The sequence below is a fragment of the Nocardia sp. NPDC051911 genome, assembly GCF_040681035.1.
Classification (GTDB): domain Bacteria; phylum Actinomycetota; class Actinomycetes; order Mycobacteriales; family Mycobacteriaceae; genus Nocardia; species Nocardia sichangensis.
Genome location: NZ_JBFAXY010000038.1, coordinates 57,222 through 80,935, shown reverse-complemented (window position 1 = coordinate 80,935; position 23,714 = coordinate 57,222). Strand labels below are relative to the sequence as shown.

Here is a 23,714-nt window from a genome sequence, read left to right as displayed (position 1 = left end):
CCCGATGCGAATCACCACCTCCACCGAGGTCGCACTCGCCGAGAAGATCGCCGCCAGCGCCCACCAGCTGCTGACGCTGCTGGCCGAGCTCGACGTCCGAGTGACCGCCGCGTAGGCGACGAAGGAGCAAGCGGCGGTCGCTCGGACGCGAGCCATAAAGGGGCCGCGAACACGCCGCGCCGAAGGCGCGGCCAAACTACACAGCGCCTGCGAACTGGGCGTTGTACAGGCGGTAGTACGCCCCGCGCTCGTCGAGCAAGCGTTCGTGCGAGCCGTGTTCCACGATTCGGCCCGCTTCCATGACGACGATCAGGTCGGCGTCGCGGATGGTGGACAGGCGGTGGGCGATGACGAAACTGGTCCGGTCGCGGCGCAGGGCGGCGGTGGCGTGCTGCACGAGCAGTTCGGTGCGGGTGTCCACCGAGCTGGTCGCCTCGTCCAGGATGAGGATGGACGGTTTGGCGAGGAACGCGCGCGCGATGGTGATCAGCTGTTTCTCGCCGGCGCTGACGCCGGAGCCCTCCTCGTCGATGATCGTGTCGTAGCCGTCGGGCAGCGCGTGCACGAAGCGGTCGACATAGGCGGCGCGCGCCGCGGCGAGGATCTCCTCTTCGCTCGCGTTCGGGTTGCCGTAGGCGATGTTCTCCCGGATGGTGCCCTTGAACAGCCAGGTGTCCTGCAACACCATGCCGATGCGCGAGCGCAGGTTGTCGCGGGTGATCTCGGTGATGTCGACGTCGTCGATGGTGATGGTGCCGGCGTCCAGTTCGTAGAACCGCATGAGCAAGTTCACCAGCGTGGTCTTGCCCGCGCCGGTGGGGCCGACGATCGCGACCACGTGCCCGGGCTCCGCCACCAGCGACAGCCGCTCGATCACCGGCTTGTCGGGTTCGTACCGGAACGAGACGGCCTCGAACTCCACCCGGCCGCGGTCGACCGGGCGCGCGTCGGCCATCACCGGGTCCGGGCTCTGCTCCTCGGCGTCCAGGATCTCGAAGATCCGCTCGGCCGAGGCGACGCCGGACTGCAGCAGGTTGGCCATCGCACCGAGCTGGGTCAGCGGCTGGCTGAACTGGCGGGAGTACTGGATGAACGCCTGCACCTCGCCGAGCGAGAGGCTACCCGTGGCCACCTTCAACCCGCCGACGAGCGCGACCAGCACGAAGTTCACGTTCCCCAGGAACATGATCGAGGGCATGATCAGGCCAGAGATGAATTGCGCTTTGAAGCTCGCCTGATACAGCTGTTCGTTGCGCTCATCGAATGCCTTGCCGACCTCGCGGTTGCGGCCGAACGCGGTGACCACCTCGTGCCCGGTGTACGCCTCCTCGACCTGGGCGTTGACCAGGCCGGTGTACTTCCACTGGTCGACGAAGTGCGGCTTGGACCGTTTCGCGATCTGCGCGGTGACCACGATGGCGGCGGGCACGGTGAGCAAGGCGATCACCGCGAGCTGCCAGGAGATCCAGAACATCATGACCAGGATGCCGAGCACCGAGAACACCGAGATGAGCAGCTGGCTCATGGTCTGTTGCAGGCTCTGCGAGACGTTGTCGACGTCGTTGGTCACCCGGCTGAGCACGTCACCGCGCGGCGCGGAGTCGAAGTAGCGCAACGGAAGTCGGTGGATCTTGTCCTCGACCTCGCTGCGCAGCCGCTTCACGGTCCGGTTGATCACGATGTTGAGCAGGTACCCCTGCAACCACCCGAAGACGGCCGCACCGATGTACAGCGCCAGCACCAAGGCGAGGACCCGCCCGACCGCGCCGAAGTCGACCCCCACCCCTGGCACCACGTCCATGGCGCTGAGCATGTCGGCGAAAGTGTTGTCGCCCTTGGCTCGCAGGGCTTCGATCGCCTGGTCCTTGGAAACGCCGGGCGGCAGCTGTTTGCCGACCACGCCGTCGAAGACCAGGTTGGTCGCCTTGCCGAGAATGTACGGGCCGACGGTGTTCAGCACCACCGAGACGATGACGAGCGCGATGATCAGCGCGACCTGTAACCGCTCCGGCGCGAGCCTGCGCAACAGTCGTTTCAGCGAGGGCACGAACGATTTCGCCTTGGTGCCCGGCGCACCGGGCGTTGGCATTCCGGGTCTCATCGCGCCTCCTCGGCACTCAGTTGCGACTCGACGATCTCCCGGTACTCCGAGCACTCCCGCAGGAGCTGCTCGTGCGTGCCGATGCCCGCTATCGCGCCGTCTTCGAGCACCACGATCTGATCCGCGTCCCGGATGGTCGCGATGCGCTGCGCGACGATGACAACCGAGGCGTCCGCTGTCTCCGGCTTCAGCGCCTCCCGCAGCCTGGCGTCGGTCGCCACGTCCAGCGCGGAGAACGAGTCGTCGAACAGATACACCCTGGGCTTCTTCACCAGCGCTCGGGCGATGGCCAAGCGTTGACGCTGGCCTCCGGAAACGGTGGTGCCGCCCTGCGCGACGGGGGTCTGCAGACCCTCCGGCATCTCGCGGACGAAGTCGGCGGCCTGCGCGATCTCCAGCGCGCGCCACAGCTCCTCGTCGGTGGCGTGCGGATTGCCGTAGCGCAGGTTGCTCGCGACCGTGCCGGAGAAGAGGTACGCCTTCTGCGGCACCAGGCCGATCTGCGAGCGCAACACCTCCAGGTCGATGTGGCGCACGTCGGTGCCGCCGATATAGACCGCGCCGTCGGTGACATCCATCAGCCGGGGTATGAGGTTGATCAGCGTGGTTTTGCCCGCGCCGGTGGACCCGACGATCGCGGTGGTGGTGCCGGGGCGCACCTCGAATCGGATGGCTTTCAGCACCGGCTTCTCCGCGCCGGGGAAGGCGAACTCGGCGAACCGGAAATCCACGACAGCCGGGTCGTCGGTGAACGGCTGCGGCAGGCGCGGCGGGTGCACCGAGGACTCGGTGTCGAGCACTTCAGCGATCCGGTCGGCCGACACCGCGGCGCGCGGCGCCATCATGGCCAGGAACGAGGCCATCATCACGGCCATCAGGATCTGCATGATGTAGGACAGCATCGCGGTGAGCGAACCGATCTGCATGTGCCCGGCGTCGATCGCGTGGCCGCCGAACCAGATCACCGCGACCGCGGTGACGTTGCTGATCAGCATGACCGTGGGGAACATGAGCGCCATCAACCGGCCGACCCGCAGCGCGGTGTCGGTGAGTTCGGTGTTGGCCAGGCCGAACCGCCAGGTCTCCTGCCGCTCCCGCACGAAGGCCCGCACCACGCGAATACCGGTGATCTGCTCGCGCAGTACCCGGTTCACCTCATCGATCCTGGCTTGCATGTCGCGGAAGCCGGGCACCATTTTGGAGATCAGCACGGCCATGGACAGGCCGAGCGCGGGCACCGCGATCAGCAGCAGCCAGGACAGGCCGAGATCCTCGCGCAACGCCATGATGATGCCGCCGACGCACATGATCGGCGCCATCACCAGGATGGTCGCCGACATCACGATGAGCAGCTGAACCTGCTGAATGTCGTTGGTATTGCGGGTGATCAGCGAGGGCGCGCCGAACATGCCCACTTCGCGCGCGGAGAAGGTGCCGACGCGGTGCAGCAGCGCGCCACGCAGATCGCGGCCCGCGCCCATGGCCGCCTGCGCGCCGAGATAGACCGAAGCGGCCGACGCGACGATCTGCACGCCCGTGACCGCGAGCATCCACAAGCCGGTGCTCCAGATGTAGCCGAGGTCACCTTTGGTGACGCCGTTGTCGATCAGGTCCGCGTTGAGGCTCGGCAGATACAGCATCGCGATCACGGAAATCAGCTGAAGCACAACGACCCCCGCGAGCTGGGTGCGGTAGGGGTACAGATGCGTGCGGAGCAGTTGGGTCAGCATGATGAATCGCAGGCTACCGGCTGTCGGCGCGATACGTCGTGAAGATTTCTGACCTGCATGAATGCTCTCCCGTCGGGGTCTGCGGAGCTAGCGGCGCGCCCAGGCGCCTTGGTCTTCGGTGAGCGTTTCGACGAATCCGGGCAGCCGGTTGCTGGCGATGTCGGCGATGGTGACGTTCTCCAGCACCGCGCGAATATTGACCCGCAGCGCGATCCACACCCGCTGCAACGGCTCGGCCGCACCGGCATAGCGGACGTCCTCCGGCCGCGCGCCGCGCACCGACGCGAGCGGGCCCTCGATCGCGCGGATCACGTCGGCGATGGAGATGTCGGCGGCCGGCCTGGCCAGCCAGTAGCCGCCGTCCGGGCCGCGCCTGCTGATCACGAGTTCCGCGCGGCGCAGCTCGCCGAGCACGGACTCGAGCACCTTGGGCGGAATCCGCTGGGCGGTGGCGATCGCTTCGGCCTTGACCACCGGCGCGGCCTGCACAAGGGGTGCGCCGAGTCCGACCGCCGACTGGTCCAGCCGCGGCGCACTGGCGATCTCGAGCAGCGTCCGCACCGCGTAATCGACCTTCGCGGTGATGTGCACAGCAGCGACTCCTGGCGTCGAGGGGATGGCTCGAATCTACGCGGCGCCGCCGCCCGCGAGCACACAGGTCGCGGCGTCCAGCAGTGACGATTCCACCAGCGAGTCGTCCGCACCAGGCACGAGTTCCTTGGACACCAGCGCAACCCCGATCACCTCGAGCGCGGCGCAGGCGCGCAGGTGCGCCTCCTCGGTGGCGTCCGGTCCGGCCAGCCACTCGCGCAGCGCCTTGCTGGTGTTCATCAGATCGGGGTAGCGGTCGGCCATGGCGTTGATGATCGCGACCGTGTCGCGCACGACCAGCGCCCCGGCGTCACGGTGATGGATCAGACCGCGCAGATACGTCCGCAGCACCTGGCGGATGCCTTCGGCATCGTGCGGCACCCGGTCGAGATCGTCCACCACCGAACGCATGAGATCGACGATCGGATCGATGATCGCCAATAGCAGATCGAGCTTCGACGCGTAGTGATAGTAGAGCGACGCCTTTGTGATTCCTACCGCATCCGCGACCTCGCGCAGGCTCGTCTGCTCGAATCCTTTGGCTCCGAACAGCTTTACCGCGGCGTCCCGAATCGCGATTTTAGTGCTTCCACCTGCGGCGACAGCGCCGGGTGCGTCACGCACGGCCATTCGACGATCCTCTCATCACCTTCGCATCGAGCGAAGATCACCCGTAAAATTGAGGTTGTACCTCCGCTTAGCTCCTGGGTAGTCTACCTACCGCACGGTAGGCAGAAAGCGTCAGTGGAGGCGGAGGCAGGCAGGGCACCTCCGCGAGTGCTGTCTACACGCAGAACCAGCACGATCCCAGTCATCGCTAGGAGTAACCAGTCGTGTCCGTTTACCTGTACAGATGGGGGAAGTTCGCCTTCCGCCGGAAATGGATAGTGCTTCCCGTCTGGCTCGTCTTGTTCGTGCTCCTCGGTGGCTTGGGCGCGCAGCTCAGCAAGCCGATGAGCAACGACTTCAGCATGCCCAACCTGCCCTCGGAGCGTGCCAACGAAATCCTCGACAAACACTTCCCCGGCGCCTCCGCCGCGTACAAGTTCGACGCGGTCACCGGCACCTACGTCGCCGCCGCGCCGGAGGGTCAGACGCTGACCGATCCGGCGAACCGTGCGGCGCTGGACGCGTTCATCGCCAAACTCGGCCGGCTCGACATCGTCGACCACGGCAAACCCATCACCAACCCGGTCGAGGCGACCGAGAAGATGGGCTGCCTGAGCAATCCCGATCCCGCGCAGTGCAGCGCCGCCCCGCTGAACGTGCTGAGCAAGACCGCGCCCGCGACCGTGGCTGTGATCAATGTCCCGTTCACGATCGCGAAGGTCACCGACGTGACCGACGCCCAGCGGGAAACGGCCTACGACGTGGCCGCCGACGCGCGCAACGCCGGGCTGACGGTCGAGATGAGCGGCTCGATCGCGCAGAAGCAGGAAGCGCCCAGCGGCAAGTCCGAGATGATCGGCATGGCCGTCGCGCTGGTCGTGATGGTCGTGGCGTTCGGCGCCATCGTCGCGGCGTTCGTGCCGATCGTCACCGCGATCATCGGCCTCGGCGCGGCCACCTCGCTGATCATGCTCGGCACCTCGGTGATCGAGATCCCCAGCTTCACCACCTTCCTCGCCTCGATGATCGGCATCGCGCTGTCCATCGACTACGCGCTGTTCATCGTGTCCAGGTACAAGCATGAACTCGCGGTGCAGGATTCGCCGGAAGAGGCCGCCGGCACCGCGCTCGGTACGGCCGGTTCCGCCGTCGTGTTCGCCGGTCTGACCGTCATCATCGCGCTGGCGGGCCTGAGCATCGTCGGTGTCGAGTTCATGACGTTCATGGGTCTGGGCGGCGCCATCGCCGCCGGTTTCGCGGTGCTCACGGCGATCACGCTGATGCCTGCGCTGCTCGGCGCGTTCGGCCGGTTCCTGTTCAAGCCGAAGCTGCCGGTGGTCGCACAGCACGATCCCGAGGACGAGAACTCGGTCACCAACGGCATGCGTTTCGGCCGCCTGATCGGCCGCGCGCCGTGGGTCGCGCTGATCCTGAGCGTCGTGGTGCTCGGCGCGCTCGCCGCCCCCGCGGCCGGCTTGAACCTGGGCCTGCCCGGCGAGGACAGCATGCCGAAGACCTCCACCATCCGGAAGGCCTACGAGCTGCGGACCGAAGGCTTCGGCGAGGGCAGCAACGGCGTGCTGAACGTGGCCGCCGACCTGAGCGCCGTCCCCGCCGAGAACCGCGACGCCGCGGTGAAGGCGCTGCGCGACAAGCTCGCGTCCTACCCCGACATGGACTACGTGACCGAGCCGCAGTGGAGCCAGGACCAGCAGGGCGCGCTGCTGAACGGCGTGCCCAAGTCCGGGCCCAACAACCAGGCCACCAAGGATCTGGTGCGCGACGCCAGGGAGGCCGAGGGCCAGCTGAAGGCCGAGTACGGCATCGAGTACGGCATCACCGGCACCACGGCGATCTTCGCCGACGTGGACCACGTGCTGCTCAGCAAGATCGTGCCCTACCTGGCGATCGTGGCGGGCGCGGCGTTCGTCCTGCTGATCCTGGTGTTCCGGTCGATCCTGGTGCCGCTCACGGCGGCGCTCGGGTTCCTGCTGTCGATGGCCGCGACCTTCGGCGCGACCGTGCTGATCTTCCAGGAGGGCAAGCTCGGCCTGATCGAGGACCCGCATCCGCTGGTCAGCTTCATGCCGATCATGCTGATCGGCTTGGTGTTCGGCCTCGCGATGGACTACCAGGTCTTCCTGGTGACCCGGATGCGCGAGGAGTTCGTGCACGGCAGGTCGGCCAGGGACGCGGTGGTCGCCGGCTACCACCACGGCGCGCGCGTGGTGACCTCGGCGGCGATCATCATGATCTCGGTGTTCGGCTCGTTCCTGCTGGAGACCGACGTGACCGCGAAGTCGTTCGGTTTCGCCCTGGCGGTTGGCGTGCTGCTGGACGCGTTCATCGTCCGCATGGTGCTGATTCCGTCGCTGCTGGTGCTGATGGGCAAGTGGTCGTGGTGGATGCCGAAGTGGCTCGACCGCATCCTGCCCGATATCGACGTCGAGGGTACGAAGCTGCGTGAGCTGCAGCGGCGTTCCGCCGAGACGGCGAAGGTGCCGGTCGGCGTCAGCTGATCCGAAGGCCATGGCTCGGCCCCGCATCCGGACTCCGGATGCGGGGCCGAGTGCGTTTCACCGGCTCGGTTGCGGCAGTTCGCAGTCGCCGACCTTCGGATCGACGCCGACATAGTTGAGCGGGCCCGCGAGGGCGGTGAGACCGATCGTGCCCCAACCGGCGCAGTTCAACGGCGGCCCGCTGTCGAAATAGTGCCGCTGCCCGGCCGCGAGCAGGCCGATCGCCAGCCAGGCCAGCAGCAGGAACCCGAGCACCCGGGAGCCTATGCCCGGGCCGCGGCCGGCACGCGCACGACGTTCGTAATCACGCTCACGACGCCCGTAATCACGCATCTCCTCGGTTCCTTCCGTGCTCCCCGTCGAGGGGGGATACCCGGCCACACCGACAGTTACCCAATCAGCCCGAGGTAGTGTGGATCGAATCGCGTCTCAGCAAATGTTTGGTTCACGGCCCGCGCAGACGAAAAGCGGACAGCCGGGCGGCATACCCACCCGGCTGTCCGCGGTTACTCGATCGAACTACGGGCTCGGTTGCGGGACATTGCAATCCGCGACCTTCGGGTTGACGCCCATGTAGTTGAGCGGTCCCGCGATCACCGTGACGGCGATGGTGCCGAAACCGGCGCAGTTGACCGGCCCGCTGTCGAAATAGTGCCGTTGTGCTGCGGCGACCACGCCGATCAGCAACCAGATCAAGACGATTACACTTCCGATTCTCATGTTTCTCTCGCGCATCGTTCCCGCGCGGATTGTCCGACGGCGCATCTGGCATCGCGTCCTTCCCCGCACTTGCGTATCGGGCGTATACCCGCGATCACGTCGGTTACCCCTCATGAAAAGGACAATTTTCACTCCGGTTCTACGGGACTGCCGGCTGGTACCTTCGGTGGCATGGCGGCGCTGTTCCAGTGGACGATTCCAGGCTGGGTGATCCTGCTCGTGCTGGTGGCCGTCTACGAGTTGACCGTGAACAAGCGCCGCAGGCGCCGCCGCACACCGATCTCCGGCACGTTCACCGACGAATTCACCGCGCTGTTCTACTCGACCAAACGCATGGAGCTCGACCATCGCGAATCGGTGTCGATGTTGCGCGACGAGCAGGACCAGGGGGCACCGCCGCTGATCGGTGTCGACCTGGCCGGTCGCAAGGTCGTATTGCGCAGGGTCGGTAACGAGTAGCGCTGCGCGCCCGTGATTCTCAGCGAAGGTGACCGTCGTCGGACAGAATGAGGCCCATGCGCGGCTCGATGAATGAGAAATGGCAGCTGTTCGGCGAGCATCTCGAGTCCGCCCCGGGGCGGCTGTCGAGCCGGGTCCGCCGGGCGCTGCGAGCCAGAGCCGCCGGGACAGCCGACTCCGGCCAGGACGTTCCCGCTGAACTCGCCACGTTCGCGGACCTGGTGGCCGACCGCTCCTATCGGGTCACCGAGCAGGAGATCACGGCGCTCAAAACGGCCGGGCACACCGACGACGAGATCTTCGAGGCGACCGCGGTCGCCGCCTACGGCGCGGCCGACCGGCGCCTGCGCGCCGCGCGCCTGGCTTGGGAGGGGTACTGAGATGTGGCTGGAGGCAGTGCGTTCCGGTCACGACCGGCCGACCAAACTCGTGTTGTGGACCATGCGGCGGTTCAGCGGCGTGGAGGTTCCCGCCGTGCTCAAAGTGTTGTTCTACCGGCACAGGTTCTTCGGGTCGCCGCTGTCGGAGCTGATCCAGGACATCATGCGCGGACCGTCGTACTGGACCGTCGCCGAACGGGAGATCTTCGCGACGCATACCTCGCAGGCCAACGAGTGCCCGTTCTGCGCCACCTCGCACGAGGCGATCGCGGGCGCCTACGTCGACGCCGACGTGGTGACCCGCGCCTTGGCCGGCGGCGCGGACTCCCCGCTGCGTCCCGAGGCGCGCGCGATGCTGGCCTTCCTCGCGAAGATGGCTCGTGACCCGGGCGGGTTGACCGCCGAGGACGCCGCGCTGGTCCGGCTGGCGGGCGTCTCCCGGGAAGCGTTCGACGAGGCCGTCTGGGTCGGCACCTGCTTCAATGTGATCAACCGGATGATGAACACGGTCGGAGCGGGCCCGCTGGAGGACGCGCAGCGCAGCGTGAGCGCCCGATTCATCAAACTCGCCGGCTACCGTATGCCGCCTCCGGTGACATTCTTCTCGCGCGGCGTCTGACCGCATTTCACCCGATCCGCTCGCATGCCGGATCCATGTGTGTTTTCCTCGAATGGTGAGCCAAGTCCACTTGGGGCACATTTTCCACATCGCCGGAAGTCCCGCAGTCGGCGATGCGGCCGACGCGTTGGCCGATCTGCCGGACGGTGCGCTGATAATCGGGGAAAGCGGCCGGATAGTATTCTGCGGACCGCGCTCCGATATCCCGGCCGAGCACCGCGCCGGAGAAGTGTTCGATCATCGTCCAGGATTCCTGCTTCCCGGATTCGTCGACACGCATATCCACTTCCCACAGACCTTCGCGGGCGATGCCTACGGCGGCGGCCAACTGCTGGAGTGGCTCGAATTATGTATGTACCCCGCGGAATCCCGTTATGCCGATCCAGAATTCGCGCTATCGGCGGCCACCGAGTTCTGCGCACGGCGCATCGCAGCGGGGACCACGGCGGCGATGGTCTTCGGCTCGGCGTTCCCGCATGCGCAGGACGCCCTGTTCACCGAGACCCGGCGGCGTGGTCTGCGGATTGTCGCAGGCCGGGGAATCCAAACGACCGGAGCGGATGCGGCGGCGCCGCTGATCACCACCGAAGACGACGCCATCCGATTGACGAGCGAAGAGATCGACAAATGGCATGCCGCCGACACCGGTGACGTGGACACGGCGCTGCTGCACGTGGCGGTCGTGCCGCGATTCTCGCTGGCGGTTACTCGCACGACGCTGAAAAACCTGGGCGATCTCTATGATTCGGTACGCGAACGCGGCGTCTATTTCCACAGTCACCTCAACGAGAACAACCGCCCCGGCACCGGCGAAGTCGATGCCACCAAGCAGGCGTACGACGTGGCGACCTATCTGGACACCTACGACGGGAAGTTCCTGCCCGGGTCAGCGGTGGGCGGCAAGAGCATGCTCGGCAAGCGCACCATTCTCGCCCACTGCGTGCACTGCCAGGACGACGAACTGCGGCGGATGGCCGAAACCGGCACGTCGGTCGCGCACTGCCCGGTATCGCAGCAGTTCCTCGGTTCCGGCACGATGCCGTGGAAGCGGACGCTCGCCTCCGGCGTCACGGTAGCCGCGGGCACCGATTACGGCGGTGGCGACGAATGGCTTATTCCACAGGTACTTTCCGCCGCGTTCAAAGTGCACATCTCCGAGCCGGGCGAGCAGGGCGTGTCGATGCATCCCGCGGAAATGCTCTTCACCGGCACGCTGGCCGGTGCGCGTGCCTTGGATATGGAGAACCGTTTCGGGAATTTCGACGTCGGTAAGGAAGCCGACTTCATCGTGGTCGAACCGGCGCGTGTTCCAGCGCTGGAAAGCACGCTGGCATACGGCGTTCGCTCCGACGACCCCGTACTGGCCCGGGATCAGACACTGTTCGCCTTGCTGATGGGTATCCGAGAGCCCGCGATCACCGAGGTCTACGTGCGGGGCCGTCGCGTCGACGTCGTGTAGCGCCGATGAATGCCGCGGCGACCGTCGTAACGGTCTTTCACCGACCGGCGAACGACGCGGCCTTCCGGGACTGGCTGGCGCGGCTGACCGAAATCGCCCGCGCGATGCACGGGTTCACGCATTCCTCCGTCGCGGTGACCGAGAGCCCGATGCTCGAACCGGGATTCAGCGTCACATTCCGATCCGAGCCATTGCTGCACGAATTCCTGGACTCGGCCGAACGGGCAGCCACCGTCGCCGACGGTGAAGCGCGCGGCTTCCATTGCAAGAGCGCCGATCTGATCATCGTCGAGGGAGAGTCGCCGCCGCCGGGCGTCTGCGTGTTCCGGCACAGTGTCGCACGCGACAAGGAATTCGAATTCGAGGCGACCGAGGCGCAACTCGTCGCGGCGAGTTCGAGATTTCCGGGATTCGAGGGCGCCGCCCTTTTCCCGGCGGACGGCGGCCGCTGGTTCTCGGTGCTCCGATTCCGGACACAACGGCAGTTGACGGAATGGCTGGGCTCGGACGAACGCGCCGCCGCGCTACCGGAATTGCGTTCGAAGCTGACCGAGGACTTCACCGTGGACGCGCACACCACGCCGTTCGGATCTACCGTCCGCACGGTCGACGGCGAGACCAGGATGACACCGACCTGGAAGACCGCCATGCTGGTGCTGCTGGTGCTGTATCCGACGGTGATGGTGCTGTCCCGATTCCTCGGTCCGGTGCTCGACCGGCTCGGCGCGCAGCCGTGGCTGGCGTTGTGGCTCAGCCAGATCGTGAGCGTGGGCGTGATGAGCTATTTCCTCTCACCCGCGGTCGCGCGCCGGTTCCGCCGGTGGCTGGACCCGGTCGACGGCGCGAGCCCACGGATCAGCATCGTCGGAGCGGCGGTGGTCGTCGTCCTCTACGCGCTGACACTGCTGCTGTTCGCGTCGGTGCGCTGGCTGCAGTACTGGGACTACGACTGAAGCTCAGGACAGGTCGAGGTGCCGGTTCATCGACATCGCCGCCTCGGCGAGGTCGGCGAGCTCGACCACCGTGACCCCCGCCTGCCGCAGTTTCTCCACGCCCACGCAGTTCGCCACGAATGTCGACGGCTCGCGCCACGCGATCACCACGACCGGAATACCGGCCCGCAATATCCGGTCCGTGCACGGCAGCCGATCCTTCGACCCCCGCTCCGAGCAGGGTTCCAGCGTGCTGTAGATCGTGGCACGCGCCAGCCGGAGATCGGCCGGGTCCACCTTGCGGAGCGCGGCCTCCTCGGCGTGCTCCTTGGGATCGGACTCACGCGAATAGCCGGTGGCGATCTCCGCACCATCGGCGACGATCACCGCACCCACCGAGAACGCGCCCTCCGCCACCGGGCACAAGCGCGCGAGTTCGATGGCCCGGTTCATCCAGTAATCGTGGTCGGGCTCGGTCACCGGAATCAATCTCCTTCGACTCGTCCTGCGGAAGATGAAAAAGCCCCTCACCTGTGCGAACAGATGAGGGGCTTTGGCGGTGGCGGAGGGATTTGAACCCTCGGAGGGGGGTTACCCCTCACACGCTTTCGAGGCGTGCTCCTTAGGCCGCTCGGACACGCCACCGCCGACAACCATACCGGACCGGTGCCGGATCACTAAATCGCCTGTAGACCTGGGGTGGGTGGGCTCAGCGCTGGGTGCGGAAGAACTCGTCGAGCAACGCCGCGCATTCGTCCGCGAGCACTCCGCCGCGTACCTGCGGCCGGTGGTTGAGACGGCGGTCACGCACCACGTCCCACAGCGACCCGACGGCGCCGGTCTTCGGCTCCCACGCACCGAAGATCAGACGGCCCACCCGCGCGAGCACCAGGGCACCAGCGCACATGGTGCACGGCTCCAGCGTCACGGCGAGCGTGGCGCCCTCCAGCCGCCACCCGTCACCGTGGACCGCGGCGGCGCGACGCAGCGCCAAGATCTCCGCGTGCGCGGTCGGATCGCCCAGCGCCTCCCGCGCGTTCGCGGCTCGCGCGAGTTCCATTCCGGCGGAGTCGAACACGACAGCGCCGACGGGTACGTCACGCTCCCCGGCGGCCGCCGCGGCGGCGATGGCCGCCCGCACCATATCGGCGTCGGCGGAGAACGGGTCGTCCGGGAGAGCGCGCACGTCAGCGCGGCAGTTTATCCAGCACCGCGGCGAATTCACCGGCGAAGCCGAGACGCTGGGCGATCATGCCGAGCTGCTCATCCGGATAGAGATCGGTCTCTGCGAGGATGACGCTCAGCACCGGTTCGGGCAGGCCCAGATCGGCGAGCACACCGAGGTCGCCCTCCTCCCACGGCTCCACGTCGTCCAGTTCATCCGGATCGATATCGGGGATTTCCACGTTCAGGGCCTCTAGGACGTCCGCGGCGATGTCGTAATCGATCGCGGCCGTGGCGTCCGAGACGAGCATCCGGGTTCCGCTCGGCGCGGGCCGGAGCACGATGAAGAACTCGTCGTCGATGTCGAGCAATCCGAACACCGCTCCGGAGCTGCGCAAAGCCTTCAGTTCGTTTTCCGCGGCGGACAAATCGGTGAGCGCGTCCCGGCTCAGCGGACTGCACCGCCATTTGCCTTCTTCGCGGACAACCGCCACTGCGAACCCTTCCACGTCGTCGTAATCGTCCGACGCCGCCCTGTTCGTGCCCGAGCGCTGTGCTGCCATGGCCGCAACGGTAGTCTGCTCGAGCGGAAATGTTGAAGTCGTATGCCAATCTGTTCGGGTGACTTCGGCGAAGAAAGCACCCGTGTGCGTCCTCGGGACCGGTTTGATCGGTGGGTCGCTGTTGCGTGCGGCCGTCGGCGCGGGCTACGACGGCTGGGGATACAACCGCTCCGCGGTGGGTGCGCAGGCCGCCCGTGCCGACGGATTCGACGTCACCGAAGACCTACCTGCCGCGCTGCGGCGCGCCGCGGAGACCGACGCGCTGATCGTCGTCGCGGTGCCGATGCCCGCGGTGGACCACATGCTCTCGGCGATCGCCGACTACGCGCCGGAATGCGCGCTCACCGATGTGGTGAGCGTGAAAGGGCCGGTCGCGGTGGCCGTACGCGAACACGGACTCGCCGAGCGGTACGTCGGCGGCCATCCGATGGCCGGTACGTCCGAATCCGGCTGGGCCGCCACCGATCCCACGTTGTTCCGCGACGCGGTGTGGGCGGTCGGCGTCGACCAGGGCACGCGGGTCGACCCGTGGAGCCGCGTAGTGCGCCTGGCGCTGGATTGCGGCTCGGTGGTGGTACCGGTCGTGGCCGCGGAACACGATCGCGCCGTGGCCCGCATCTCCCACCTTCCGCATGTGCTCGCCGAGGCACTGGCCCTGGCGGGCGCCACCGGTGGTGAGCTCGCGCTGGGCCTCGCGGCCGGGTCGTTCCGGGACGGCACCCGCGTCGCGGGCACGGCGCCCGACCTGGTTCGTGCGATCTGCGAACCGAATTCCGCGGCGCTACTGGAAGTTCTGGACGAGACACTCACCGTGCTCGGCGCGGCGCGCGACAGCCTGCGCGACAAGCAATCCCTCGCGGACCTGGTCGAAGCCGGGCACGACGCGCGACAGCGCTATGAATGCGCGCGCCGCTGGGAGATCACGGACATTCGTCCCGGCGACCGCGGTTGGCTGGAAGAACTGCGGGCCGCAGGCGAGCGCGGTGGGGTCATAACCCGGCTGAACTGACCGCGCGAGAACCGTCCCCTCCCAGACATTCCAGAGTCGGTCCGGCCGCTGCTGATCGCGGGTGAACACCTCGCGACGTTTTCTCCGGCGGAGATCCATCCGCGTCGAGGTGCGCGAGCCTGGGCAGCTCCGACGACACTGCCTTCCGTCCAGTATTCGCAGCGCCGAGAGACCGGCCGCGGGTGTCGACCCGGCGCGGCCTTCGGTGGCAGGCGCGTTCCCGGAGCTCCGGTGGCGATTCTGGAACCTCGGGGCTCGACGACCCGGTCCTCGGCACGAAAGCCTCGACTCGCGCATGCCAGCTCGTGGGCCGTCGCGCGGTGCCGCGTCAGATCCGTTCGGCCAGCCCCGGGTAGTCCAGCAGAAAGCCGTCGGCGTCCACCGTGACCGTCGCGCTGGAGACCGGCGAAAGCACGCTGATGCCGTCGGCGGCGCTGCTGTAGATCAGCGTGGCCTCTTGGACGAGCAGGTCGGGCAGGCGGACGTAGACCACGGGGACCTGGACGTCCTCGACCGCGTGCTGCAGGTCGTAGCGGCGGATCGGCAGGGTGTTGAAGAACGGGCTGAGCACCACGTCCACGTCGAGTGCTCCGGCGAAGGTGGAGCGCACGTGGTTGCCGCCCGCGTCGACGAGCCAGTAGTTCTCCTCGTCGCGGGCGATGGAGGCATGCCGCTCCCCGGCGGCCGTCGTGGTGCGCAGCGACAGCCGCTTCGTCACGCCGTTCTCGTCGGTGACCAGGTCGTACGACGCGCTGAACGCGGGGTGGTCGGCGCCGGCCCCGCCGATCATCCGCCCGGTGGCGCGGATGCGGTTGCCATTGAGCTGTACCCGCACCGACTCCATCCGGGTCGCGTCGTGGGCGCGCCAGGTGAGGATCGCCGGCCACCGGGATTCCTGCGTGTTCGCGGCGGGGCTCTCGGGGTCGGAGGCTGGGGTCGTCACGTATCTACCGTAAGCGACGTCCGGCCCCCGCCCGTAGAACCGCCGCTCATCACACGAGCGACTCCCGCCACGCCGCGTGCAGGTCGGCGAACCGGCCGGTCCCCGCGATCAGGGCATCCGGCGCGCCGTCCTCGACGATCCGGCCGGACTCGAGCACCAGCACCCGGTCCGCGATCGCCACCGTGGACAGCCGGTGCGCGATGATCACGGCCGTGCGGCCGCGCAGCACGGTCTCGAGCGCCCGCTGCACCAGCCGTTCGCTGGGGATGTCCAGGCTCGACGTGGCCTCGTCCAGCACGATCACGGCGGGATCGGCCAGGAACACCCGCGCGAACGCGACCAGCTGCCGCTGCCCCGCCGAGAGCCTGCCGCCGCGTTTGCGCACGTCGGTGCCGAAGCCCTCGGGCAACGCCTGCACGAAGTCGTACAGACCGACCGCGCGGGCCGCCGCGAACACCTCCGCGTCGGTGGCCTCCGGCCTGCCCAACCGGATGTTGTCGGCCACCGAACCGGAGAACAGGTAGGACTCCTGGGTGACCATCACCACGTTGCGGCGCAAATCGGCGTCGGACAGCAGGCGCAGGTCGACGCCGTCCAGGGTGACCACGCCGCCGGACGGGTCGTAGAACCGCGTCAGCAGCTTCGCCAGCGTCGACTTGCCCGCACCGGTCGCACCGACCAGGGCGATGATCTGCCCGGCCGGGATGTCCAAGGTGAACTCCGGCAGCACCGGTCGCGTCCGGCGATCCGACCGCACCGGCGAATCCGCGGACGGTACCGGCAGGGCGTCGGCAGGCGCGTTCGACTCCGCCGCGACGGCGCTGCTCGGCGAGCACCCGCCGACACTCGTGGACGCACCGGGCAGGACATGCGAACCGGCCGACGGCTTGCCGGTCGCGGCCAGGCCTCGCACATCCGACGGGCTGTCCGGTTCGTCACCGGTCGGGGCGCCGCCCGGCCGGACCGCCGAATCACCCACCGCGCCGGCATGACGGCCGCCGTCGTCCAGCCGGACGGCATCCGACTTCTCGGATGCGCCGCTGTCGGCCGTCGAACCGGCCGCGTAGCCGAACCACACCTTCTCCATCCGCACCGCGCCGGACGCCTTCGCCAGGGGGATCGGCCGCGCCCGCTCCGGCACGGACGGCTCCTCCTCGAGCACGCCCGAGATCTTCTCCAACGCGGCCGCCGCGGACTGGTAGGCGTTGAACACCTGCGCCAGCTCGTCCAGCGGCCCGTAGAACTCGTTGAGGTACAGCAAGTAGGCCGCGAGCACGCCGACCGCGAGATCGCCCTCGATCACGCGCCAGGCGCCGACCACGATGATGGTCACCGTGGTGAGGTTGCCGAGCAGTTTGGTCAAACCCGCGTAGTCGCCCATGCCGCGCATGGCCGCGGTGGTCGCCTGGCGGTATTCGGAGTCCTCCACCGCGAGCACCGACTCGTTGCGCTGCTCCCGGCGGAACGCCTGCACCGCCCGCATGCCGCCCATCGACTCGACGAACTGCACGACCACCTTGGCGATCGCGGCGCGCGTGCGCCGGTAGCCCGCTCGCTGCCTGCGCTGCGCCCAGCGGGTGACCAGCGCCAGGGGAACGAATCCGATCAGCACGATCGCGGCGAGCGCCTGGTCCAGGTAGATCAGCAGCGCCGCGATGGTCAGCACCGACAGGATCGCGCTCAGCGCCTGGTTGAGCGCACTCTCCAGCAGTTCCTGCAGCGTCTCGATGTCGCCGGTGAGCCGCGCCACCACCTTGCCGGAGGTGTACTTCTCGTGGAAGGCGACGCTGAGCCGCTGCACATGTGTGAACGCGCGCACGCGCAGGTCGAACAACACGCTCTGGCTGAGCTTGCCGGTCACCCGCAGGAAGGAGTACGTACAGATCGAGCCGAGCAGGATCGAGCCGACGTAGCCGCCCACGGTCCTGGCCAGCGGCGCCCAGTCGCCCGCGACACCGCGCGCGATGCCGGTGTCCAGCGCGTGCGCGACGAACAGTGGCGCGGACACCTTCGCGATGTTGTCCAGCACAATGAGCACCAGCGCGAGGCCGGTGAGCTTGCGGTAGGGCCTGACCAGGTCGAGCAGCAGCCGCCGGGAGCGTCCGGCCAGCACCAGGTTCCCGGTCTCGGTGACCTCCTTGTCCTCGCCCGCGATGCCGCGCCAGTCGGCCGCGCCTTCTGCACGGGTCGGATCAGTCTGCGGCGCTTCGTCTTCCGAGACAGTGGTCGCAGTACTCACAGCTACTCACCTCCCATCAGTTCGCGGTAGCTCTTACTGGTGCGCAGCAATTGATCGTGGGTGCCCTCCGCGACGACCCGGCCGTCGGCGAGCACCGCCACCCGGTCGGCCAGCGCGGCCGTGGACGGACGGTGCGCGACGAGCAGCGTGGTCGCGTCGGCCAGCACGGTGCGCAGGCGTTCCTGCACTCGCTCCTCGGTCTCCACGTCGAGCGCGGACAGCGGGTCGTCGAGCACCATGATCCGGCTGCGCCTGCCTCCGCCCGCGCCGGTGAGCACCGCGCGAGCCAGCGCGAGGCGCTGCCGCTGGCCACCGGACAGGCTCAAGCCCTGTTCACCGATCCTGGTGTCCAAGCCCCAGGGCAGGTCGTCGACGAACGCGGTGGCCTGCGCGACCTCCAGGGCGCGGCGCACATCGGCGTCCGTGGCGGACGGGTCGCCGAGCGCGACGTTCTCCCGCACACTCGCCGAGAACAACACCGGTTCCTCGAAGGCGACCGACACCAGCGATCGCAGGTCGGCGACCCGCATCGCCGCGATGTCGATGCCGTCGATGGTGATCGCACCGCCCGTCACGTCGTACAAGCGCGGGATCAAGTTGAGCAGCGCCGTCTTGCCGCTTCCCGTCGCGCCGACCAGCGCCACCGTCTCGCCCGGGCGCACCCGCAACGACACCTCGCGCAGCACCTCGTTCTCCGCGTCGGGAAAAGCGAAACGCACAGCCTGCAATCGCAATTCACCACGGATGCGGTCCGGCAAGCGCACCGGATCGGCCGGATCGGTGATGTCGACCGGGGTGTCGACGATCTCCCAGTATCGGTCGGCAGCGGTGCGCGCGTCGTTCAGTTCCGCGAGCAGGAAGCCGGTCCAGATGATCGGCCACTGCAGGAAGGTCGCCAGCGTGATGGCGGCGATCAAGGTGCCGAGCGTCATCGTGCCGTGCGCCACCGCGTACCCGCCGTAGCCGAGAGCGAACGCGATGGCCAGTTGCGGAATGCTCAGCATGCTCGACCACAATGTCGCGTCCAGGCGCGCTTTCAGCAGCTCGGTCTGCCGCAATACCTGCGCCTGGGCGGTGAAGCGGCGGCCGAAGAACACGCCTCGCCCGAACGCCTTGAGCACCCGAACGCCCTGCGCGGACTCCTCGGCCGTGGTGGCCAGGTCCCCGGACTGGTCCTGCGAACGCCGCGAGGCCACCGCGTACCTGCGCTCGAAACGAATGCAGATGAACACCAGCGGAATGGCGATCACCGCGAAGATCAGCCCGATCTGCGGGCTCAGCCCGATCAGCACGAGCAGGCCTACCGGAATGATCACGCAGTGGATGAGCAGGAACGGTCCCGCGAACGAGACGAACCGGCGCATGGTGGCCAGGTCCTCGATCGCGCGGGACAGCAGCTGACCCGACTCCCACGCGTCGTGCCTGCCGATCGACAAAGCTTGCAGCTTCCGGAAGATCTTGGCGCGCAGCGTGATCTCGATACGCGTCGCGGGGGCGGCGATCAGCCAGCGGCGTCCCCACACGCCACCGGCCTCGACCAGGCCGAGCGCCAGGACCACGGCCACCGGCCCGAGCGCGCCCGCGAGATCGCGGTGGGCGACCGGGCCGTCGATGATCCGCGCGATCATCAGCGGGATGACGACGGCCGTCAGGCCGGACAGCAGCGCCAGTCCGCTGGCGGCGAGCAGAATGCGGACGTGCGGACGCAGGTACGGCCAGAATCGGCGCAGGGAATGCAAGCGGCCCGTGGCGGCGGGCCGCTCCGTTCTGTCGGCCTCCGATTCGGCCGACGAAACGTCCAGCGTGACAGACAAGACTCCCCCTGTAGGTATGTGACTGGCGGCGGAGAACGAGACCCACGGTGATGTTCGCAGCAGGGTCCGACATCTCAGGGTCGCACCGGAACGCGCGTCGACCAACCGATTTTCGGCCGCCGCCGGACATCCACGGCTCGTCGCGGCGACGGATTCGGCACTCATTCACCCAGTTCACAACCTCTAGCGAACTCGAGGTCAAGTCGCGCGGATCCAGGCTCCCGGCTGCTCATCGCCGGATACCCGCGGGTCACCGATCGCGACCGCTACCTCGAGACCTAGCTCTAGCCGACGCCCGCGGTCTCCGACTCCCACTCTTGCGGCGCGTCCGGGAAAGCCTGCTGCTGGTGGCCGCCGCGCAGCGTGCCCTCCAGATAGGCTGCCCGGCAGGCGCGGCGGGCGATCTTGCCGCTGGAGGTGCGCGGGATCGACCCCGCGGGCACCAGCAGCACGTCACGGACCATGACGCCGTGGCGGCGCGCGATCGCGGCACGCACCGTGTCGGCGACCGGCTCCGGCTCGAGCTTGCCCGCGCGGGCATTGCGCTCCGCGACGATCACCAGCTGCTCGGAGGTGTCCTCGGCATCGAACCTCAGACCGGACTGGCTGCCCTGCTCGAAGACCAGCGCGGGCAGTTCGTTGGCGGGTACCGAGAACGCCGCGACGAAGCCGGGGCGCAACGCCGTGCTCGATTCCTGGGCCGAGAACTCCAGATCTTGCGGATAGTGGTTGCGGCCGTCCACGATGACCAGGTCCTTGACCCGTCCGGTGATGTACAGCTCGCCGTCGAGGTACGCGCCGAAGTCGCCGGTGCGCATCCAATTGGCGTCCTGCGGCGTGCCCTCCGCGTGACTGCCCTCGGGCAACCGAGCGGTCAGCTCGGCACGGAAGGTGGCGGCGGTCTCCTCGGGACGGCCCCAATACCCGGTGCCCATGTTCTCGCCGTGCAACCAGATCTCGCCGACCTCGCCGTCACGCCTTTCTGTGCCGCGCTCCGGGTCCACGATCACCGCCCACTGCGACCGCGCGACGTATCCGCAGGACACCTGTGCGATCGCGTTGACCGCGTCCGCCGCGACCTCGACCATCCGCCCGGCGTTCAGCTCGGCCCGATCGACATAGACCACCTTCGCCTTGTCCTCGGCCCTGGTGGCGGAGACGAACACCGTCGCCTCGGCCATGCCGTAGCACGGTTTGATCGCCGTCTCCGGCAACCCGTACGGCGCGAACGCCTCGTTGAACTTCTTCATCGACGACACCGACACCGGCTCGCTGCCGTTGATCAGCCCGATCACATTCGAGAGGTCCAATTCCGCGCCGGGCTTGGGTCTGCCGCGCGCCGCGGCGTGCTCGAACGCGAAGTTGGGTGCGGCGGCGAAGGTTCCGGCGCCGTCCGACGCGGCGGCCAGTTCCTTGATCCAGCGATAAGGACGGCGCACGAACGCGCTCGGCGACATGATGGTGATGAACCCGCCGCCGACGGTCGGCAGGATCACGGCCAGCAGACCCATGTCGTGGAACAACGGCAGCCAGGTGACCCCGCGCGAATTCTCGGTGACGCCGATGGCGTCGATCATCTGCAGCAGGTTCGTGCCCACCGCGCGGTGGGTGATCTCCACGCCCGCGGGCGTCCGGGTGGAACCCGAGGTGTACTGCAGGTAGGCGACGCTGTCGATGTTGATGTCCGGGCGCACCCACGAAGCGCCGACACTGTCCGGGATGGCCTCCACCGCGATGATCCGCGGACGCTCCTGCGGCGGCAGGTGCCGGAAGAATTTCCGCACACCGCTCGCCGCCGAGCCCACCGTGAGGATCGCGGCGGGCTTGCAGTCGCCGAGCACCGCGTGCAGCCGGTCGGTGTGGCCCTGTTCCTCCGGATCGAACAGCGGAACCGCGATATTTCCCGAGTACACCGCGGCGAAGAGCGCAACGACGTAGTCGAGTCCTTGCGGAGCGAGGATCGCCACCCGGTCGCCAGGGCGCGTGACCTGTTGCAGCCGGGCGGCCACCGCGCGCAGGCGCACACCGAACTGCCGCCAGGTGAGCTCGAGGTATTCGCCGTCCCGCTCCCGGGAGTAGTCGATGAAGCGGTAGGCGAGGTCGTCGCCGTTCTCCACGCTGTGCTTGTCGACGAAGTCGATCAGGGTCTTGTCCCCACGAATCTCGATATTGCCCTGATCGTCCAGATAGTCGTCGAAAGTTTCGTCGATCATCGCCTTATCCTTTTCCAGCGCACAGACACTCGGGCCGTGCAATGACACCGAACACAGGTCGATAACGAAGCGTCGGGAAGGCTAGCAGGTGTCCCGGCCACCTGGCCCTCAGTACCGGCCGAAGGCGAGCGCGACATTGTGCCCGCCGAATCCGAACGAATTGTTCAAGGCGTAATCGATACGGCCCGGCCTGCTTCCGCCGTGCACCACATCCAGATCGATGTCGGGATCTTGATTGTCCAAATTCAATGTGGGCGGAATGATTTCGTCCCGCACGGTGAGTACCGTGAGCACCGATTCGAGCGCGCCGACCGCGCCGATGGAATGCCCGAGAGCCGATTTCGGCGCGTAGACCGACGCATGGGTGCCAACGGCCTCGCCGATCGCACGCGCCTCCGCCGTGTCGCCGATGGGAGTGGCGGTCGCGTGCGCGTTGACGTGCGTGACATCGGACTTGGCCAGGCCTGCCGTCCGCATCGCCCGCGACATCGCGCGCGCGGCGCCGGTGCCCTCGGGATCCGGCGCGACCAGATGGAAGCCGTCGGAGGTGACGCCCGCGCCCATCAGCCGGGCGTGAATGGTCGCGCCGCGCGCTTTGGCGTGCTCCTCGGTCTCCAGCACCATCAGCGCGCCCGCCTCACCGAAGACGAAGCCGTCGCGGTCGGCGTCGAAGGGACGGGAGGCGCTCTTCGGCGCGTCGTTCCTGGTGCTCATGGCGCGCATCATGGTGAACGCCGCGATCGCGAGCGCCTGGATGGAACCCTCCACGCCGCCGGTGACCATCACGTCGGCGTCGCCCATGACGATCATCCGCCATGCGTTGGCGATCGCCTCCGCACCGGAGGAACAGGCCGAGACCGGCGTGCTCACCCCGGCCCGCGCACCGATCTCCAGCGCGACGCAGGCCGCCGCGCCGTTCGGCATCACGGCCTGGACCGTGTACGGCGACACTTTGCGGTAACCGCCGTTGTGCAGCTTGTCCCGAGCGTGGATGATCGCCTCCGCGCCGCCGAGCCCGGTGCCGATGGACACCCCGAGACGGCGCGTGTCCACCTCGGGGCTGCCCGCGTTGCGCCAGACCTCACGCCCGAGCACGACGGCCAACTGCTCCACGTAAGCGAGCCTGCGGGCCTCGGCGGCGTCCAGATACGCGGCGGGCGGCACCTTCAGATGCCCGCCGATGCGGACCGGCAGCTCGAATTCGTCGATGAACTCGTCTTCCAGGACGTCGATACCGCTGTCGCCGTTGAGCAAGCCTTTCCACGTGGAATCCACGTCACCCGCGATGGACGTGGTCGCCGCCAGGCTGGTGACCACGACCGAGGGAAACTGTCCGTTTTTAGTGGAAGGCATCTGCATGTTTCGCTCACTTTCCCTAGCGTCGCTCTGGAACTTCGTCGAGCAAAAGCAATGCGCGAGCGCGCCACCAGGATCGTGGGCGGCCCGCGCGGATGGCACTGGAGCGCAGGCGGATCGGCCGGTCATCACGTCCGGGTGCGACCACCCTTGTGCATTATTGGAAAAGCGCACCGATCGCACGGCGTGACACGCGGACCGTACCAGGTGCCGGGGACGATGGTCGCGATGTTCGGGGAACGCCTCGGACGACTCGAGTAACCTGCTCCCCGGGCACAGGACGCGCGGGCGGCG

21 protein-coding genes and 1 tRNA gene are annotated in these 23,714 nt (G+C 67.8%); 7 read left to right on the top strand and 15 right to left on the bottom strand.

Annotation, left to right across the window (positions count from 1 at the left end; all coding sequences use genetic code 11):
- Nucleotides 1–196: 196 nt before the first annotated feature.
- From AB0L97_RS33240 to AB0L97_RS33225, 4 genes are all read right to left on the bottom strand, one after another.
- Nucleotides 197–2,101, bottom strand: a complete 1,905-nt coding sequence (locus AB0L97_RS33240; protein WP_355073006.1) for an ABC transporter ATP-binding protein — start codon at nucleotides 2,099–2,101, stop codon at nucleotides 197–199.
- A complete protein-coding gene (locus AB0L97_RS33235) occupies nucleotides 2,098–3,831 on the bottom strand; it encodes an ABC transporter ATP-binding protein (RefSeq protein WP_364437507.1) in 1,734 nt (577 codons plus the stop codon). Before AB0L97_RS33235 ends, AB0L97_RS33240 begins: the two co-directional genes overlap by 4 nt.
- Before the next feature lie 87 nt (nucleotides 3,832–3,918).
- Nucleotides 3,919–4,422, bottom strand: coding sequence for an Rrf2 family transcriptional regulator (locus AB0L97_RS33230; RefSeq protein ID WP_364437504.1), 504 nt, complete (start codon nucleotides 4,420–4,422; stop codon nucleotides 3,919–3,921).
- Nucleotides 4,423–4,458: 36 nt separating this feature from the next.
- Nucleotides 4,459–5,052, bottom strand: a complete 594-nt coding sequence (locus AB0L97_RS33225) for a helix-turn-helix domain-containing protein (RefSeq protein ID WP_355073012.1) — start codon at nucleotides 5,050–5,052, stop codon at nucleotides 4,459–4,461.
- Between the two features lie 203 nt (nucleotides 5,053–5,255).
- On the opposite strand from AB0L97_RS33225, the gene AB0L97_RS33220 reads away from it, so the two are divergent.
- Entirely contained in the window at nucleotides 5,256–7,550 is a 2,295-nt protein-coding gene (locus tag AB0L97_RS33220; protein ID WP_355073014.1) for an MMPL family transporter, read from the top strand.
- A gap of 57 nt (nucleotides 7,551–7,607) precedes the next feature.
- Here AB0L97_RS33220 and AB0L97_RS33215 read toward each other — a convergent pair whose 3' ends face one another.
- On the bottom strand, nucleotides 7,608–7,883 hold the full coding sequence (locus AB0L97_RS33215; RefSeq protein ID WP_355073016.1) for a hypothetical protein: 276 nt from the start codon (nucleotides 7,881–7,883) through the stop codon (nucleotides 7,608–7,610).
- Nucleotides 7,884–8,069: 186 nt separating this feature from the next.
- Complete coding sequence (locus AB0L97_RS33210; protein ID WP_039794406.1) at nucleotides 8,070–8,270, bottom strand: hypothetical protein; 201 nt, start codon at nucleotides 8,268–8,270, stop codon at nucleotides 8,070–8,072.
- Nucleotides 8,271–8,441: 171 nt separating this feature from the next.
- Between AB0L97_RS33210 and AB0L97_RS33205 the strand changes: the two genes are divergently transcribed.
- The 5 genes from AB0L97_RS33205 to AB0L97_RS33185 all read left to right on the top strand — a co-directional run bounded on the left by AB0L97_RS33205 (nucleotide 8,442) and on the right by AB0L97_RS33185 (nucleotide 12,140).
- Entirely contained in the window at nucleotides 8,442–8,729 is a 288-nt protein-coding gene (locus tag AB0L97_RS33205) for a DUF6191 domain-containing protein (protein ID WP_355073018.1), read from the top strand.
- Between the two features lie 68 nt (nucleotides 8,730–8,797).
- Nucleotides 8,798–9,109 (top strand): hypothetical protein, encoded by a 312-nt coding sequence (locus AB0L97_RS33200; RefSeq protein WP_364437497.1) that lies wholly within the window; start codon nucleotides 8,798–8,800, stop codon nucleotides 9,107–9,109.
- 1 nt (nucleotide 9,110) lies between these two features.
- Complete coding sequence (locus tag AB0L97_RS33195) at nucleotides 9,111–9,728, top strand: hypothetical protein (RefSeq protein ID WP_356963382.1); 618 nt, start codon at nucleotides 9,111–9,113, stop codon at nucleotides 9,726–9,728.
- A gap of 52 nt (nucleotides 9,729–9,780) precedes the next feature.
- Complete coding sequence (locus AB0L97_RS33190) at nucleotides 9,781–11,187, top strand: amidohydrolase family protein (protein ID WP_364437492.1); 1,407 nt, start codon at nucleotides 9,781–9,783, stop codon at nucleotides 11,185–11,187.
- Nucleotides 11,188–11,192: 5 nt separating this feature from the next.
- A complete protein-coding gene (locus AB0L97_RS33185) occupies nucleotides 11,193–12,140 on the top strand; it encodes an antibiotic biosynthesis monooxygenase (RefSeq protein WP_355073027.1) in 948 nt (315 codons plus the stop codon).
- A 3-nt stretch (nucleotides 12,141–12,143) separates the two neighbouring features.
- On the opposite strand, the gene AB0L97_RS33180 is transcribed toward AB0L97_RS33185, so the two are convergent.
- The 4 genes from AB0L97_RS33180 to AB0L97_RS33165 all read right to left on the bottom strand — a co-directional run bounded on the left by AB0L97_RS33180 (nucleotide 12,144) and on the right by AB0L97_RS33165 (nucleotide 13,846).
- Entirely contained in the window at nucleotides 12,144–12,599 is a 456-nt protein-coding gene (locus AB0L97_RS33180) for a deaminase (RefSeq protein ID WP_364437487.1), read from the bottom strand.
- Nucleotides 12,600–12,673: 74 nt separating this feature from the next.
- A tRNA-Ser gene (locus AB0L97_RS33175) sits at nucleotides 12,674–12,764 on the bottom strand.
- Between the two features lie 64 nt (nucleotides 12,765–12,828).
- Complete coding sequence (locus AB0L97_RS33170; RefSeq protein WP_356963511.1) at nucleotides 12,829–13,263, bottom strand: nucleoside deaminase; 435 nt, start codon at nucleotides 13,261–13,263, stop codon at nucleotides 12,829–12,831.
- 43 nt (nucleotides 13,264–13,306) lie between these two features.
- Nucleotides 13,307–13,846, bottom strand: a complete 540-nt coding sequence (locus AB0L97_RS33165; RefSeq protein WP_195079751.1) for a tRNA adenosine deaminase-associated protein — start codon at nucleotides 13,844–13,846, stop codon at nucleotides 13,307–13,309.
- Between the two features lie 58 nt (nucleotides 13,847–13,904).
- On the opposite strand from AB0L97_RS33165, the gene AB0L97_RS33160 reads away from it, so the two are divergent.
- Nucleotides 13,905–14,855 carry a prephenate dehydrogenase gene (locus tag AB0L97_RS33160; RefSeq protein ID WP_364437483.1) on the top strand — a complete coding sequence of 317 codons (951 nt, stop codon included), beginning with the start codon at nucleotides 13,905–13,907 and terminating at the stop codon, nucleotides 14,853–14,855.
- 328 nt (nucleotides 14,856–15,183) lie between these two features.
- Here the strand turns inward: AB0L97_RS33160 and AB0L97_RS33155 are convergent, their stop codons facing one another.
- The 5 genes from AB0L97_RS33155 to AB0L97_RS33135 form a co-directional block, all read right to left on the bottom strand.
- The gene (locus AB0L97_RS33155; RefSeq protein ID WP_356963376.1) at nucleotides 15,184–15,798 is read right to left on the bottom strand and encodes a putative glycolipid-binding domain-containing protein; all 615 of its coding nucleotides are present in this window, start codon (nucleotides 15,796–15,798) and stop codon (nucleotides 15,184–15,186) included.
- A 49-nt stretch (nucleotides 15,799–15,847) separates the two neighbouring features.
- Nucleotides 15,848–18,037 carry an ABC transporter transmembrane domain-containing protein gene (locus AB0L97_RS33150; RefSeq protein ID WP_364437479.1) on the bottom strand — a complete coding sequence of 730 codons (2,190 nt, stop codon included), beginning with the start codon at nucleotides 18,035–18,037 and terminating at the stop codon, nucleotides 15,848–15,850.
- Between the two features lie 2 nt (nucleotides 18,038–18,039).
- The gene (locus tag AB0L97_RS33145) at nucleotides 18,040–19,851 is read right to left on the bottom strand and encodes an ABC transporter ATP-binding protein (RefSeq protein ID WP_355073038.1); all 1,812 of its coding nucleotides are present in this window, start codon (nucleotides 19,849–19,851) and stop codon (nucleotides 18,040–18,042) included.
- 284 nt (nucleotides 19,852–20,135) lie between these two features.
- Entirely contained in the window at nucleotides 20,136–22,061 is a 1,926-nt protein-coding gene (gene fadD32, locus AB0L97_RS33140; RefSeq protein WP_364437518.1) for a long-chain-fatty-acid--AMP ligase FadD32, read from the bottom strand.
- A gap of 111 nt (nucleotides 22,062–22,172) precedes the next feature.
- A complete protein-coding gene (locus AB0L97_RS33135; RefSeq protein WP_364437474.1) occupies nucleotides 22,173–23,423 on the bottom strand; it encodes a KasA/KasB family beta-ketoacyl-ACP synthase in 1,251 nt (416 codons plus the stop codon).
- Between the last annotated feature and the right edge of the window lie 291 nt (nucleotides 23,424–23,714).

Coding starts and splice junctions, on each gene's coding strand:
- AB0L97_RS33240 (WP_355073006.1), bottom strand. CDS start 2,101: ATGAGACCCGGAATGCCAACGCCCGGTGCGCCGGGCACCAAGGCGAAA.
- AB0L97_RS33235 (WP_364437507.1), bottom strand. CDS start 3,831: ATGCTGACCCAACTGCTCCGCACGCATCTGTACCCCTACCGCACCCAG.
- AB0L97_RS33225 (WP_355073012.1), bottom strand. CDS start 5,052: ATGGCCGTGCGTGACGCACCCGGCGCTGTCGCCGCAGGTGGAAGCACT.
- AB0L97_RS33215 (WP_355073016.1), bottom strand. CDS start 7,883: ATGCGTGATTACGGGCGTCGTGAGCGTGATTACGAACGTCGTGCGCGT.
- AB0L97_RS33210 (WP_039794406.1), bottom strand. CDS start 8,270: ATGAGAATCGGAAGTGTAATCGTCTTGATCTGGTTGCTGATCGGCGTG.
- AB0L97_RS33205 (WP_355073018.1), top strand. CDS start 8,442: ATGGCGGCGCTGTTCCAGTGGACGATTCCAGGCTGGGTGATCCTGCTC.
- AB0L97_RS33200 (WP_364437497.1), top strand. CDS start 8,798: ATGAATGAGAAATGGCAGCTGTTCGGCGAGCATCTCGAGTCCGCCCCG.
- AB0L97_RS33195 (WP_356963382.1), top strand. CDS start 9,111: ATGTGGCTGGAGGCAGTGCGTTCCGGTCACGACCGGCCGACCAAACTC.
- AB0L97_RS33190 (WP_364437492.1), top strand. CDS start 9,781: ATGGTGAGCCAAGTCCACTTGGGGCACATTTTCCACATCGCCGGAAGT.
- AB0L97_RS33185 (WP_355073027.1), top strand. CDS start 11,193: ATGAATGCCGCGGCGACCGTCGTAACGGTCTTTCACCGACCGGCGAAC.
- AB0L97_RS33170 (WP_356963511.1), bottom strand. CDS start 13,263: ATGGTGCGGGCGGCCATCGCCGCCGCGGCGGCCGCCGGGGAGCGTGAC.
- AB0L97_RS33165 (WP_195079751.1), bottom strand. CDS start 13,846: ATGGCAGCACAGCGCTCGGGCACGAACAGGGCGGCGTCGGACGATTAC.
- AB0L97_RS33135 (WP_364437474.1), bottom strand. CDS start 23,423: ATGCAGATGCCTTCCACTAAAAACGGACAGTTTCCCTCGGTCGTGGTC.